Below are 13,983 nucleotides of genomic sequence, written 5' to 3' on the forward strand. Positions count from 1 at the left end.
CCTTTACGCGGCGGAAAGCGCGCGGGCTGCGGAGAGGACTTCCTCTGCGTGACCCTTGACCTTCACCTTCGGCCATATCCGGCGGATCGTGCCATCCGCATCGATCAGGAACGTCGAGCGTTCGATGCCCATATAGGTTCGGCCATACATGCTCTTCTCTTTCCACACGCCGTAGGCATTCGCGGCGAGCTGGTCCGTATCGGCCGCAAGGATGAGGGAGAGCGAATGTTTTGCGATAAACTTTTCGTGCTTGGCTACCGTATCAGGAGAAATGCCGACCACGACGGCGCCCGTTTGCTCAAACGCATCAGCAAGCCCAGTGAAATCAATGGCTTCGGTCGTACATCCGCTCGTATCGTCCTTGGGATAGAAATAGAGGACGACGGTTTTTCCCCTCAGATCGGCAAGCGAAACGGTGCTGCCGCCGTCGCGTGGCAGGGCAAAAGACGGTGCGGGCTGACCGATTGCGAGTTCAGACATGAATTTCCTTTCTTTCGCCCCACCTGGGGATGATTGTTGCCGCATTCGATATATATTGGCCGCGGCCGCGTCCAACAGGGGTTTGGACGTATTTTCGATTCGTTCCGGAGCATTATGGCGGAGATACGCGGAGAAAAGGTGCGGTTCAGCCGCAAGGATATCATTGCCTTGCACGAACTGCCCTCGGCCAAGGTGGATGATCCCATCATCGTGCATTGCCGACCGCCGCAGCGCCGGCGGGCGCGGGGTTTCACGCGTGTCTGCGCCTCTTTCCTGATTTTCGTCGCCGTCGCATTCGGGCTTGTTCTGGCGGCGATCGAAACCGGCACGATTGATGGTGCGCTGGAAACGCAGGCACAGTCGGCGCTGAATGGCGCGATCGGCCCGCGTTATCAGGCAACGGTCGGTTCGACGGCCATTCGAATCGACAAGACCTGGCGGATTGCACTGGAGGCGCGCGACGTCGACCTGGTGGAAGTCGCCACCGGCAAACATCTGACAAAGCTGGGCGCCATGCGCATGGCGGTCGATCCGCTGGCACTTTTGTCAGGCACGCTGACGGTGCGGCACCTGGAGGCGGAAAATATCAGCCTCGATACCGCAGTGCTGCCGGCAGGCGACCCGCTCGATCCTGCCAACATGCGTGTCGATGACCTGCCGCCGGCGCTTGAGCAGGTGTTCCAGCGACTGGACGAAGCGCGCGGGCTGATCGATCGCACCGGCACCGGTTCGATGACGATCTCGGGGTTCGAAGTGCGGTTCCCCCCGGCGCGCGACGGCAAGATCTCGGTCCTGAAGGTCGAAACACTGCAATTGACCCGCACCCCGGATGGGCTCGTGCAGGTGGAAGGTGCGCTGGAACTCGACGGCCGCGTGGCACAGCTCGATATTAAGGCGACCGCCGTCAACAACGTGACGACCAGTCTGCAGGGACGTGTGAATGGTGTCGAAGTCACGCCGTTCCTGCTCCAGCATGCACCCGACGGCTCGCCACGCGAAGGGCTCGAAGGTTCGCTCGATCTGGATATTTCCGCGACACGGCAGACATCGACGACGAGCCAGGCGATCAAGGCGACACTGCTCGGACGGCCGGGTACGTTCTATTTCGACGGCGTCGGCCAGGCATTGTCGGGCGCCGAGATCAAGGTGGCCTATAATTTCGAGCGACAGTCGATCGAGATACTGCCGTCGGAGGCGCGGCTGGGTCTGACAGTCCTGCCGATCAGCGGCGCCGTGATCGATCTCGACCGGCTGAATGCGGCCGACAAACGTCCGGGTGTCGGCCTCGACCTTCTTGTCAGCGGCGCACGGACGCAATCGGAAAACTCCGGCGAAATGCAGGTGATGTTCGACCTGAAGGCCGGAGGCCGTTATCTTTCCGGCGAACGCGAGTTGCAGATCGACCAATTGCTGGTCAGCAGTCCGATGGGCCAGATGGCCGGATCGCTGAAGCTGTCGCTGCACGGTCAGGTCTCACCGGAAATCAGTTTCGGCGCACAGTTGCCGGAAATGAAAGTGGCGGCCGTCAAGCAGCTCTGGCCGTTCTGGATGGCGCGCAAGCCGCGCGACTGGGTGATGGCGAACATGTTCGGTGGTGATATCACCAATGGTTCGATCGCCGTCTTCATTCCGGCCGGGCGCATGAAAGGCCCTGGCATGCCGCTCAATCTCGATGGCGACGAGTTGCGAATCAGTTTTGATATTGCCGGTAACCGGCTTGTTCTGCCGGGTGACATTCCGCCGCTGATGGATCTGGGTGGTCATTTCGATCTCAAGGGCGAAAAGCTCAGCGTGCAGATCGCCAAGGCCAATGCGACCTTTGCCTCCAAGCGCGTGGTCAATGTGGAAGGCGGTACGTTCGGCATTGCCGCGACCTACACCAAGCCGCTGATGGCCGATCTGGACATTCGGGTGGCCGGCAAGGCCGACGCCATTGCCGAACTCGCGAGCGCAAAGCCCGTCAACGGTCTCAGAGGCACCGGTCTTGAGGTCGATGATTTTTCCGGTAAGGCGACGGCCAATGTGCAGGCGCGCTTTGGACTGATTTCCGACCAAAACCCTCCGAAACCCGATTTCAAGGCGCAAGTGGCGCTCGACGACGTCGATCTGGCGCGACCGATGGAGGGCCACAAGATCAGCGGTGTCGACGGCAAGCTCGCCATTGATCCGCAAGCGGCACGGCTGGAGGCGAAGGGCCAGATCGATTCCGTGCCGGCCGACATCATGCTGGTCGAGCCGATCGACAAGGCATCAGCCGTCAAGCGCGAGCGACTGATCACCGCGTCTCTGAACAACAGCCAGCGCGAGAAGCTGGTGCCGGGTCTCTCCGATATCATCGATGGGACCGTTGCAGTCGAACTCTCGCGGATCGACGACAAGAGACAGGGTGTCAAACTCGATCTCGGCAAGGCGGCGCTCTCCATTCCCTATGTGGGCTGGACCAAGGGAAGCGGCATTCCGGCCAAGGCGTCCTTTGAGCTTTCCAAGACCGACAGCCGCACCGACATCGAAAAATTCGTGCTGGATGGCGATGGATTTGGTGCGAGAGGCGACCTCAGTCTTGCCGGCAGCCAGCTGTCGGCAGCGAGTTTTTCCAGCATGAAACTGTCGCCATCCGATAGTTTCGCGGTCGCTCTGAAGCAGAGCAAGGGTGTTTACGACATCAGTGTGACCGGTGATACGGCCGACATCCGCCCAATCATCAGCCGTATGCGCAATTCCGCCGACAGCGGCAGTTCGGAACAGGACTCCGAGGGCGGCGCAACGGTGCGTCTGAAGCTCGGGCGGCTGATCGGCTTCAACGACGAGTCCATCCGCAATGCTTCGCTGCAGTTGACGATACGAGAAGGCGATGTGAAACGGCTCGACCTTTCCGGCGTCACCGGTAATGGCCAGGCCGTTGTCGGAGAAACCCGCAGCGGCAATGGTCGCGACATCATCTCGCTGACCAGCGGCGATGCCGGCTCGCTGGCGCGTTTTGCCGATCTCTACGGCAACATGCGCGGCGGACTGCTGAACCTGCAATTCGAAACGGAAACCGGCAGCGACTGGAACGGTTCTGTCGATATCCGCAATTTCAACGTCGTCAACGAACAGCGCTTGCAGTCGATGGTCAACACGCCGACGGGGCAGGACGGCCGCAGCCTGAATTCCGCGGTGAAGGGCAATGTCGATATCAGTTCGTCGAAATTCCAGCGTGGTTTTGCCCGGATGGCCTATCGCAACGGCACGATGGTGCTCGATAACGGGCTGGTGCGCGGCGAAAATATCGGCGCCACCTTCCAGGGCATCGTCAAGGACCGGCGCGGCAATATGGAAATGACCGGCACGTTCATGCCGGCCTATGGCCTGAACCGGCTTTTCGGTGAGTTGCCGCTCTTCGGCGCGATCCTCGGCAATGGTCGCGACCGCGGCCTGCTCGGCATCACCTTCAAGCTGACCGGCAAGTTTTCAAAGCCCGATCTGACAGTCAATCCGCTGTCGATCATCGCGCCGGGCGTCTTCAGGCAGATTTTCGAGTTCCAGTAGGTCGCAGACATAGAAAAGGCCGCGCGAGGCGGCCAATTCCTTGTGCCAGTGTTCGGTTGTCTTAGGCCGGGCGAACGAGAATGTGCTTCTTTTTGCCCAGCGACAGCTTGATCACGCCATCAGCAGTGACCTCACCGGAACCGATGACCTTGCGCTCGTCGGAGATCGCCACGTCGTTGATGCGCACGGCACCACCTTGAACGTGGCGGCGGGCTTCCCCGTTCGACGCGGCAAGACCGGCCTTGACGACGAGAGCCAGCAGGCCGATCCCGGCCTCGAGCTCGCCAGCAGCAACATCGATTGACGGTAGGTTATCGGCGAGCGCGCCTTCCTCGAAAGTCTTGCGTGCCGTTTCGGCAGCCTGTTCGGCATTTTCGCGGCCATGCAGCATGGCAGTGACTTCCGTCGCGAGGATCTTCTTGACCTCGTTGATCTCGGAGCCACCCAGTGCGGAAAGGCGAGCGATCTCGTCCATCGGCAGGGTGGTGTAGAGCTTCAGGAAGCGCGACACGTCGGCATCCTCGGTATTGCGCCAGTACTGCCAGAAATCATAGGCCGACAGCATGTCCGGGTTGAGCCAGACCGCACCGTTCAGCGACTTGCCCATTTTCGCACCCGACGACGTCGTCAGCAGCGGCGAGGTCAGCGCGTAAAGCTGCGGTGTGCCCATGCGGTGGCCGAGGTCGATACCGTTGACGATATTGCCCCACTGGTCCGAACCGCCCATCTGCAGACGGCAGCCGTAACGCTTGCTCAGTTCCACGAAATCGTACGCCTGCAGGATCATGTAGTTGAATTCGAGGAAGGACAGCGACTGTTCGCGGTCAAGACGCGTCTTGACGCTGTCGAAGGACAGCATGCGGTTGACCGAGAAGTGGCGGCCGACATCGCGCAGGAATTCGAGGTAGTTGAGGTCGCGCAGCCAGTCGCCGTTGTTGATCATCAACGCGTCCTTCGTACCTTCCCCGTAGGAAAGGTAATTGGCGAAGACGCGCTTGATGGAGGCAATGTTGCTTTCGATCGTATCGACCGTCATCAACTGGCGGGCATCATCCTTGAAGGACGGATCGCCGACCATGCCGGTGCCGCCACCCATCAGCGAGAGCGGGCGATGACCGGTCTGCTGCATCCAATGCAGCATCATGATCTGGATGAGACCGCCGGCATGCAGGGAAGGTGCCGTCGGATCGAAGCCGATATAGGCCGTCACGGTTTCCTTGGCGAACAGTTCGTCGAGACCTGCCTCGTCGGAGATCTGGTGAATGAAGCCGCGCTCATCGAGCGTGCGGAGGAAATCGGACTTGAACCTGGACATCTCTCTACTCTGTCTGGATGCGTTTTTTGTATGCGAGACGGCACCTAGCACCGTTTTCTGGGATAATCACTTCAAAAGTGATTCTGGATGACATCAATGGTTGAGATGAAAACGGCGATCGGGCTGATGAGCGGCACGTCGATGGACGGTATCGATGTGGCACTGCTGCGCACGGACGGTGAAAGCCGCGTGGAGCGCGGGCCGAGCGACTACGTGCCTTATGATCTGCAACTGCGTGAGCGCTGGAAACGCGCATTGGAAACGGCGAAGTCGATCAGCGAGCGGACGCAAAGACCGGACGATCTCGGTGAAAGCGAGCGCATACTGACGCTTTGCCACGCCGCCGCGGTCAAATCGTTTCTCTTTCGACATGGACTGAAATCCTCGCAGATCGACCTCGTCGGTTTCCATGGGCAAACGGTGCTGCACCGGCCGGATGATGCATTGACGGTGCAGATCGGCGACGGGCAATTGCTGGCAGACGAAATCGGCATCGAGGTCGTTTACGACATGCGTGCCAATGACATGATCTTTGGCGGGCAGGGGGCACCACTGATTCCCGTCTACCACGCGGCACTTTCGACAAACCTGCCGGCCAACTGCGAAGCGCCGGTCGTGTTCGTCAATATCGGAGGCATTTCCAATCTGACCTTTGTCGGCGCAGACGGCACGCTTTCTGCCTTCGACAGCGGCCCAGGCAATATGCTGATCGACCAGTGGATTGAGGCGCATGGCGGCGGGGCCTATGACAAGGGCGGGCGGATTGCAGCTTCGGGCTCGGTGGTTCCAGCGCTTGCCGAACGATATCTGCAAAGCCCGTTCTTTTCCGGCAATATCCGCCGCTCGCTCGATCGTGGCGATTTTCTGCCACCGAAGATCGGCGAAGCATCACTGGCCGATGGCGCACGCACGCTGTCGCATGTGACGGCGGCGGCGATCCTGAAATCGGCGACACATCTGCCGCAGCCGCCAAGGACCTATGTCGTGTGTGGTGGAGGGCGGCTGAATAGTGTGATCATGCGGGAATTTGCTGATCTTGCCGCCGGGGAAGGTGCTGCGGTGATCGCCGCCGAGGCCGCGGGTTTTGATGGTGGCGCAATGGAGGCGGAGGCCTGGGCTTATCTGGCCGTGCGCTCGCTTCGTGGCCTAGCACTGACCTTTCCAGGCACGACAGGTGTGGAAAAGCCCGTCAGCGGCGGAATTCTGTGCAGGACTTCTCTATAACACATTTTCATATTTATTTCTTCATGTAATTCTTATGATACGAATGGTTGTCCCGGTGGGTAGGACGCCTTTTTTCTGATTGTTCGTTTCATGTCTGCTGCCGTGTTCTTTCTGGCGGTGAATTTTCTCATCGCCATTTGTTTCAGCGCCGTTTTTGCCGTCGTTTCGGTCTACAGCCGTTCGCGTCTTGCTGCGCGGTTTTTCTCCGCCGGCTTTGCCGTCGCGTCATTGACGGCGATCTGCGAACTTGGTGTGGCCTATAGCGGTATGCCGGGTATCTGGGCGATCGGCGTTTACGGCACGGTTCTGGCGGGTCTGGTGTTTCTGCAGATCGGCACGGCGGCACTCTACGGTCGTCCTGTTCCCGTCCCGGTCGCCGTGGTGACGTTTCTGGCCGGCATGGCGATCTACATGGTCATTCGCGACGTGCCGCCCGGAACATGGTTGCACGGGCTTGCCTATCAGGGACCGTATGCGCTGATCATGCTGGCCGCTTCAGTGAGCGTGTTCATATCAGACCGGAAACTGGCGATCGACCGGGCTTTGGCAATCCTACTTCTGGTGACCGGCCTGCACTTTTTCGTCAAAGCCTGGCTGGCCGTAACGGTCGGGGCGGGCGATACGGCGCAGGCCTATGTTTCCACCAGTTATGCGGTGGTTTCGCAGAGTCTGACGGCGGTGGTCATCGTCGCCGTCGGCTTGATGCTGCTGGCCGTGCTGGCGTTGGAAATCATGGCGGAAGAGCGGGACCACGCCGAGCGCGACAGCCTGTCCGGCCTTGCCAACCGCTGTGGTTTCGAAAAGGGCATACGGTTGGCCATGCTTGGCAACGGCAACCGCCGTCATGCACTGATCCTGTGCGATATCGATCACTTCAAATCCATCAACGATACCCATGGTCATCACGGCGGGGACATGGTGATCAAGGCCTTTGGCGGCGTGCTGCGCAGCCATGCGGGCGCAGGTGCCATTGCCGGGCGTGTGGGCGGTGAAGAGTTTGCGGTGTTTTTGCCCAATACGCCGCCGGCTGTCGCGGTGGTCGTTGCCGAGACTTTGCGGGCCGGCGTCAAGACCATGGTCGTTCAGGGACTGCCTGCGGATTTCGTGGTCACTGCGAGCTTCGGCGTTGCCGGTCTTTCGCTGCAGGAAAATCCGGAAGAGGCCATGCGCAAGGCGGATACCGCGCTTTATGATGCAAAACGGTCCGGACGTGATTGCGTGCGGCAGGCAGCGGAGAGCGCCGCCGAGCCGTCAGATGGACGCGCAAGCCTGCATGTGATCAAGTAGCTCTCCGTTAAGGGGGCGCGACCGTCAAAAAACTGCACGACGGGGTGACGCCGCTACTTTCAGGCTCCATCGCGCAAAACACCTTGCAGCGGCGCAAGAAAACGTGATGGCGTTTTAATATTTTGTTCTCACTGCAAGCCTAGTCTGCGCCACGATCCGCTGCCTTCCCGTCCAATTGATTTGATTGATCATTCATGTCTGCTGCCGCGATATTTCTGGTGGTGAATTTTGTCATCGGCCTATGTTTTAGCGCCGTGTTTGCAGTCGTATCGATTTACAGTCGCTGGCGGTCTGCCGCACTTTTCTTTTCGGCGGGACTTTTTATCGCGTCGCTGACGATGCTTTCGGAACTCGCCGTCGCTTATGCCGATAATCCGCGGCCATGGACGCTGGCGGTCTACGGCACTGTTCTGGCGGGACTGGTGCTGTTGCATTGGGGTGTTGCGGTGCTCTACAGCAGGCCATTTCCGAAATGGCTGGCCATTGTGGCATTTTTGGCCGGCATGGCCGCTTATCTTCTGGTCCGTGATGTTCCTCGCTCCTGGTGGGGCTACGGGTTTGCCTATCAGGGGCCCTATGCGCTGGTGACATTTTCCGCTGCCTTCAACGTTCTTCTGTCTGAGCGCCGGACAAGGATGGACAGGGCGCTGGCGATCGTCTTGGCGCTCAGCGGCCTGCACTTTTTCCTGAAGGCCGTGCTGGCAGCCGCCATGGGACCGGGAGCCACACCCAGCGCCTATATCTCCACCAATTACGCCGTCATTTCGCAAAGCATCACCGCCGTGCTGATCGTGGCCGTCGGCCTGATGCTTCTCGCCGTTCTGACACTGGACATCATGGCCGTCGAGAGAGGGCGCGCCGAGCGCGACAGCTTGTCCGGCCTTGCCAATCGCAGAGGCTTCGAGAAGGCTGCCAAAAGCGCTATGGACAGGCCCGGCGAGCGTCAGCACTCGGTGATCCTGTGCGATCTCGATCATTTCAAATCAGTCAACGATACCTATGGCCACCACGCGGGCGACATGGTCATCCGGGCCTTCGCAACGATGATCGGCGCACAGGCAGGGGTCGGTTCCATCGTCGGGCGGATCGGGGGCGAGGAATTTGCGATCCTTTTGCCCGACACGTCACCGGCAATGGCGGTGGCTGTGGCGGAAACGCTCAGGGTCGGGGCGCGCAAGATGATGATCCCCGGACTTCCCGGCAGCTTTGTCGTTACAGCGAGTTTTGGCGTGGCCGCCGTACCGAGAAAGGGCAATCTCGAAGCCGCACTGCGTGTGGCCGATGCGGCTTTGTATGACGCCAAGCGCGGTGGCCGCGACTGCGTCCAGCAGGCGCATGAACTGGCGGCCTGATCTCCGCTTTGCTTTTCAACGATTGCCCTGAACGAAAACGGCCGCCCGAGAGGCGGCCGTCTGAAACTCGATATCGTGTTGCGCTTAGCGGATACGCTTGGCGGCCGGTTCCGGCACCAGTTCGCCGTTGAGGCGACGGTCGAGATAATCCTCGCATTCGCCCATCAGCGTTTCCACCTGTCCGTTGAAGAAGTGGTTGGCGCCTTCGACGGTCTTGTGGGTGATGAGGATGCCCTTCTGCGTCTTCAGCTTTTCCACGAGGCCGTTGACGTCCTTTTCAGGCGCAACCTTGTCCGAATCGCCGTTGATGATCAGGCCGGACGACGGGCAGGGCGCCAGGAACGAGAAGTCATAAATGTTCGGCTGCGGCGCGATCGACATGAAACCTTCGATTTCCGGACGGCGCATCAGAAGCTGCATGCCGATCCAGGCACCGAAGGAATAACCGGCGACCCAACAGCTCTTCGAATCGGGATGCAGGCTCTGGACCCAATCGAGCGCGGAAGCGGCATCCGAGAGTTCGCCGGCGCCGTGGTCGAATTCACCCTGGCTGCGGCCGATCGAGCGGAAATTGAACCGGAGTGTCGTAAAGCCGCGCTTCTGGAACATGTAGAAGAGCTGGTAGACGATCTGGTTGTTCATCGTGCCGCCGAACTGCGGGTGCGGGTGCAGGATGATGGCGATCGGCGCGCTCTTTTCCTTGGAAGGCTGGTATCGGCCTTCCAGGCGGCCTGCAGGGCCGTTGAAAATGACTTCGGGCATCGGTACTCCGGTCAGTGTCGCAGGTTCTTCAACTGTTTCGGCCGTGCTTTGACTTGACGAAGTCGCTCAGCTTTTCTAGAAACAGTTTAGAACCATTCGAAATTGGGGCAACCAGCAAGGTTTGCCCCGGTTGGGTGTCTCATACGGCAATGCCGGCGAAAATTTCAAGGAAAATGCGCCGTACACTGCCTATCTAGAAACTGAACCGCATCGGACAATGGCCGGCCATGGCGCTTGAACGCACATATCTCGACTGGAACGCGACCGCACCGCTGTGTGACGAGGCGCGCGCTGCCATGCTCGAGGCGCTGTCTTTGCCGGGAAACGCATCTTCCGTTCATGGTGAGGGACGTGCTGCGCGTGCTGCACTGGAAAAGGCGCGGCGGTCCGTTGCTGCTTTGGTTGGTGCCGAACCGGCGCATGTCATCTTTACCAGCGGCGCGACCGAGGCTTCCAACCATGTTCTGACCCCGGATTTCCGCATGGGACGTTCGGCCTTGAAGATCGGCGCGCTTTATGTTTCGGCGATCGAACATCCGGCCATCCGCGAAGGCGGTCGTTTCGCCTCCGAAAACGTGCATGAAATCCCGGTGACGGGCGATGGCGTGGTCGATCTGGCGGCGCTTGAAGCCATGCTTTCTGCGCATGATCGTGACAGCGGCCTGCCGATGGTCGCCGTCATGCTGGTGAACAACGAGACCGGTATCGTGCAGCCCGTCGCGGAAGCGGCCAAACTTGCGCATGCGGCTGGTGGTCTGATGGTGGTCGATGCCGTGCAGGCTGCCGGGCGTCTGCCGCTCGATATCAATGAGCTGGATGCGGATTTCGTGATCGTTTCGTCGCACAAGATCGCTGGTCCCAAAGGCGTTGGCGCACTGATCACGCGCGGCGAGGTGTTGATGCCGAAGCCGTTGATCCGCGGTGGTGGGCAGGAAAAAGGGCATCGTTCCGGTACCGAAAACTTTTTTGCCATTGTCGGTTTTGGCGCGGCCGCCGAGGTGGCGCTGAGTGATTTGGACGCGCGTCGCGGCCGGATCACTGTTCTGCGTGAAAAACTAGAAAACGGCATGCGTGCCGCTGCTCCTGATGTCATCATTCATGGTGCCGATGTGGAGCGGGTGGCGAATACGTGTTTCTTCACGCTGCCGGAGTTGAAGTCGGAGACCGGGCAGATCGGCTTCGATCTCGAAGGCATCGCGCTTTCGGCAGGGTCGGCTTGCTCGTCGGGGCGTGTCGGTGAAAGTCATGTGCTGACCGCGATGGGGCATGATCCGAAACTGGGTGGTCTGCGTATCTCGCTTGGACCGGCAACGACCGATGCCGATATCGATCGGGCGATTGCCGCCTTTGCTAAGGTAGCCGGTCGCCGACGGTTGTCGGGACAGGCCGCATGAGTGCCAATTTAGAATGATTTGCGAAAACGCAAATTTTGACCTTGCCAAAAGGTGGGAAATTCCCCTTTTGGCGCTTACATGAGTGCGGAATTCCGCCAATTGGATGACAAGCTGCCGGACCTTTGATTCCGGCCAGATTTGGAGAATGTGATGCCTGCCGTTCAGGAAACAATCGATCAGGTCCGTGGGATCGACATCGACCAGTACAAATACGGTTTCGAAACGATCATCGAAGTCGACAAGGCGCCCAAGGGTCTGTCCGAGGATATCATCCGCTTCATCTCCGCCAAAAAGCAGGAGCCGGACTGGATGCTGGAATGGCGTCTGGACGCCTATCGCCGCTGGCTGACCATGGAAGAGCCGAGCTGGGCGCGCGTCGATTACCCGAAGATCGATTTCAACGATCTCTATTATTACGCGGCTCCGAAAAACATCACCGGCCCGGTTTCGCTCGATGAAGTCGATCCGGAATTGTTGAAGACCTATGAGAAGCTCGGTATTCCGCTGCGCGAACAGGAACTTCTCGCCGGCGTGCAGAAGTCCAAGGTCGCGGTCGATGCCGTGTTCGATTCGGTTTCGGTCGTCACCACCTTCAAGAAGGAGCTGCAGAAGGCCGGCGTGATCTTCATGTCGATCTCGGAAGCCATCCGCGAGCATCCCGACCTGATCAAAAAGTATCTCGGTTCGGTCGTCCCGACCTCCGACAACTATTATGCGACGCTGAATGCTGCGGTGTTTACCGATGGCTCGTTCGTGTTCGTGCCGAAGGGCGTTCGTTGCCCGATGGAACTGTCCACCTACTTCCGCATCAACGAGAAGAACACCGGCCAGTTCGAGCGCACGCTGATTATCTGTGAAGAAGGCGCCTACGTTTCCTATCTGGAAGGCTGCACCGCGCCGCAGCGCGACGAAAACCAGCTGCATGCGGCTGTTGTCGAACTCGTCGCTCTGGACGATGCCGAAATCAAGTATTCGACCGTGCAGAACTGGTTTCCGGGCGACAAGGAAGGCAAGGGCGGCATCTACAACTTTGTCACCAAGCGTGGCGATTGCCGTGGCGACCGTTCCAAGATTTCCTGGACGCAGGTGGAAACCGGTTCGGCGATCACCTGGAAATACCCGTCCTGCATCCTGCGCGGCGACGAATCTCGCGGCGAGTTCTACTCGATCGCCGTTTCCAACGGTCACCAGCAGATCGACAGCGGCACCAAGATGATCCATCTCGGCAAGAACACGTCGAGCCGTATCGTTTCCAAGGGTATCGCTGCCGGCGTTTCCCAGAACACCTATCGCGGCCAGGTTTCGGCGCACCGCAAGGCGACCAATGTCCGCAACTTCACCCAGTGCGACTCGTTGCTGATCGGCGATCGTTGTGGCGCGCATACCGTGCCCTATATCGAGGCAAAGAACTCTTCGGCGCAGTTCGAGCACGAGGCAACCACCTCGAAGATCTCGGAAGATCAGTTGTTCTACTGCCTGCAGCGCGGCATCCCGACCGAAGAGGCGATCGCACTGATCGTCAACGGTTTCGTCAAGGAAGTCATTCAGGAACTGCCGATGGAATTTGCGGTGGAAGCGCAGAAGCTGATCGGCATCTCGCTTGAGGGTAGTGTGGGGTAATGAACGAAAAGGTCGAGAACCTCATCCTGGAACATCTCCGCGTCATGCGCGCGGACATGTCTTCCATGAAGGACGAGATGAGCGGCATGAGAGCGGAAATGCTGGTGATGCGCCAGCATATGGCCGGTCTTCTGGGCTCTCAGGTCCTTCACGATGGGGAACTCGCGACCATCAAAGTTCGCCTCGATCGAATTGAGAAACGGCTGGAACTCAGTGAATAAATTGCGGCTTTGGTCCGCTTCAAACAGACAAGAGATTGATTATGCTTGAGATCAAGAACCTGCACGCCCGTATCGCCGAAGACGGCACCGAAATCATCCGTGGCCTGAACCTCACGGTAAAGGCCGGCGAAGTCGCCGCCATCATGGGCCCGAACGGTTCCGGCAAGTCGACGCTGTCCTACATCCTGTCGGGCCGCGAGGACTATGAAGTCACCGAGGGCGACATCCTCTACAACGGCGAGAGCATTCTCGAACTCGACCCGGCAGAACGCGCCTCCAAGGGCATCTTCCTCGCCTTCCAGTACCCGGTCGAAATTCCGGGCGTTGCCACCATGCAGTTCCTGAAGGTGGCCATGAACGAGCAGCGCAAGGCGCGCGGCGAAGAAGAACTGACGACGCCGGAATTCATCCGCCGCGTCAAGGAAGCGGCCGGCGAGCTGAAGATCAACATGGACATGCTGAAGCGTCCGCTCAACGTCGGTTTCTCCGGCGGTGAAAAGAAGCGCGCCGAAATCCTGCAGATGGCGCTGCTCGAGCCAAAGCTTTGCGTCCTCGACGAGACCGATTCCGGCCTCGATATCGACGCGCTGAAGATCGTCGCCGACGGCGTCAACGCGCTGAAGTCGCCGGATCGCGCCACCATCGTCATCACCCACTACCAGCGCCTGCTCGATTATATCGTACCGGACAGCGTTCACGTTCTCTACAAGGGCCAGATCATCCGCTCGGGCGACAAGGATCTTGCGCTTGAACTGGAAGCCAACGGTTACGCTGATATCATCGGCGCGGCAGCCTGATCG

General features: G+C 59.4%; 11 protein-coding genes. 8 read left to right on the forward strand and 3 right to left on the reverse strand.

Going from position 1 to position 13,983, the window contains the following annotated elements; all coding sequences use genetic code 11:
- Nucleotides 1-3 precede the first annotated feature (3 nt).
- Nucleotides 4-480, reverse strand: coding sequence for a thioredoxin-dependent thiol peroxidase (bcp, locus tag ACRQ1B_RS05935; RefSeq protein WP_432292718.1), 477 nt, complete (start codon nt 478-480; stop codon nt 4-6).
- A 114-nt stretch (nt 481-594) separates the two neighbouring features.
- On the opposite strand from bcp, the gene ACRQ1B_RS05940 reads away from it, so the two are divergent.
- Entirely contained in the window at nt 595-4,008 is a 3,414-nt protein-coding gene (locus tag ACRQ1B_RS05940) for a YhdP family protein (protein ID WP_432292719.1), read from the forward strand.
- A gap of 61 nt (nt 4,009-4,069) precedes the next feature.
- Here the strand turns inward: ACRQ1B_RS05940 and tyrS are convergent, their stop codons facing one another.
- Nucleotides 4,070-5,323 (reverse strand): tyrosine--tRNA ligase, encoded by a 1,254-nt coding sequence (gene tyrS, locus ACRQ1B_RS05945; protein WP_432292720.1) that lies wholly within the window; start codon nt 5,321-5,323, stop codon nt 4,070-4,072.
- Nucleotides 5,324-5,419: 96 nt separating this feature from the next.
- Between tyrS and ACRQ1B_RS05950 the strand changes: the two genes are divergently transcribed.
- The 3 genes from ACRQ1B_RS05950 (at nt 5,420) to ACRQ1B_RS05960 (ending at nt 9,186) form a co-directional block, all read left to right on the forward strand.
- Nucleotides 5,420-6,547, forward strand: a complete 1,128-nt coding sequence (locus ACRQ1B_RS05950) for an anhydro-N-acetylmuramic acid kinase (RefSeq protein WP_432292721.1) — start codon at nt 5,420-5,422, stop codon at nt 6,545-6,547.
- A gap of 90 nt (nt 6,548-6,637) precedes the next feature.
- Entirely contained in the window at nt 6,638-7,834 is a 1,197-nt protein-coding gene (locus ACRQ1B_RS05955) for a GGDEF domain-containing protein (protein WP_432292722.1), read from the forward strand.
- Between the two features lie 194 nt (nt 7,835-8,028).
- Nucleotides 8,029-9,186, forward strand: coding sequence for a GGDEF domain-containing protein (locus ACRQ1B_RS05960; RefSeq protein ID WP_432292723.1), 1,158 nt, complete (start codon nt 8,029-8,031; stop codon nt 9,184-9,186).
- Between the two features lie 84 nt (nt 9,187-9,270).
- Here the strand turns inward: ACRQ1B_RS05960 and ACRQ1B_RS05965 are convergent, their stop codons facing one another.
- The gene (locus tag ACRQ1B_RS05965; protein WP_427572618.1) at nt 9,271-9,948 is read right to left on the reverse strand and encodes an alpha/beta hydrolase; all 678 of its coding nucleotides are present in this window, start codon (nt 9,946-9,948) and stop codon (nt 9,271-9,273) included.
- Between the two features lie 227 nt (nt 9,949-10,175).
- On the opposite strand from ACRQ1B_RS05965, the gene ACRQ1B_RS05970 reads away from it, so the two are divergent.
- From ACRQ1B_RS05970 to sufC, 4 genes are all read left to right on the forward strand, one after another.
- Nucleotides 10,176-11,342, forward strand: a complete 1,167-nt coding sequence (locus ACRQ1B_RS05970) for a cysteine desulfurase family protein (protein WP_432292724.1) — start codon at nt 10,176-10,178, stop codon at nt 11,340-11,342.
- Nucleotides 11,343-11,492: 150 nt separating this feature from the next.
- Nucleotides 11,493-12,962: a Fe-S cluster assembly protein SufB gene (gene sufB, locus ACRQ1B_RS05975; RefSeq protein ID WP_432292725.1), complete on the forward strand. Its 1,470-nt coding sequence runs from the start codon at nt 11,493-11,495 to the stop codon at nt 12,960-12,962.
- A complete protein-coding gene (locus tag ACRQ1B_RS05980) occupies nt 12,962-13,183 on the forward strand; it encodes a hypothetical protein (RefSeq protein WP_432292726.1) in 222 nt (73 codons plus the stop codon). The genes sufB and ACRQ1B_RS05980 overlap by 1 nt, the downstream gene beginning before the upstream one ends.
- Before the next feature lie 41 nt (nt 13,184-13,224).
- On the forward strand, nt 13,225-13,980 hold the full coding sequence (sufC, locus tag ACRQ1B_RS05985; RefSeq protein WP_432292727.1) for a Fe-S cluster assembly ATPase SufC: 756 nt from the start codon (nt 13,225-13,227) through the stop codon (nt 13,978-13,980).
- Nucleotides 13,981-13,983 lie beyond the last annotated feature (3 nt).

Origin of the sequence: Endobacterium panacihumi (assembly GCF_050847465.1) — a bacterium.
Taxonomy (GTDB): domain Bacteria; phylum Pseudomonadota; class Alphaproteobacteria; order Rhizobiales; family Rhizobiaceae; genus Neorhizobium; species Neorhizobium panacihumi.

What these genes read in the sequence shown, in the direction of transcription:
- ACRQ1B_RS05960 (WP_432292723.1), top strand. Translation starts at nt 8,029, where the DNA reads ATGTCTGCTGCCGCGATATTTCTGGTGGTGAATTTTGTCATCGGCCTA.
- ACRQ1B_RS05980 (WP_432292726.1), top strand. Translation starts at nt 12,962, where the DNA reads ATGAACGAAAAGGTCGAGAACCTCATCCTGGAACATCTCCGCGTCATG.
- ACRQ1B_RS05940 (WP_432292719.1), top strand. Translation starts at nt 595, where the DNA reads ATGGCGGAGATACGCGGAGAAAAGGTGCGGTTCAGCCGCAAGGATATC.
- ACRQ1B_RS05950 (WP_432292721.1), top strand. Translation starts at nt 5,420, where the DNA reads ATGGTTGAGATGAAAACGGCGATCGGGCTGATGAGCGGCACGTCGATG.
- sufB (WP_432292725.1), top strand. Translation starts at nt 11,493, where the DNA reads ATGCCTGCCGTTCAGGAAACAATCGATCAGGTCCGTGGGATCGACATC.
- ACRQ1B_RS05970 (WP_432292724.1), top strand. Translation starts at nt 10,176, where the DNA reads ATGGCGCTTGAACGCACATATCTCGACTGGAACGCGACCGCACCGCTG.
- ACRQ1B_RS05965 (WP_427572618.1), bottom strand. Translation starts at nt 9,948, where the DNA reads ATGCCCGAAGTCATTTTCAACGGCCCTGCAGGCCGCCTGGAAGGCCGA.
- sufC (WP_432292727.1), top strand. Translation starts at nt 13,225, where the DNA reads ATGCTTGAGATCAAGAACCTGCACGCCCGTATCGCCGAAGACGGCACC.
- bcp (WP_432292718.1), bottom strand. Translation starts at nt 480, where the DNA reads ATGTCTGAACTCGCAATCGGTCAGCCCGCACCGTCTTTTGCCCTGCCA.
- tyrS (WP_432292720.1), bottom strand. Translation starts at nt 5,323, where the DNA reads ATGTCCAGGTTCAAGTCCGATTTCCTCCGCACGCTCGATGAGCGCGGC.
- ACRQ1B_RS05955 (WP_432292722.1), top strand. Translation starts at nt 6,638, where the DNA reads ATGTCTGCTGCCGTGTTCTTTCTGGCGGTGAATTTTCTCATCGCCATT.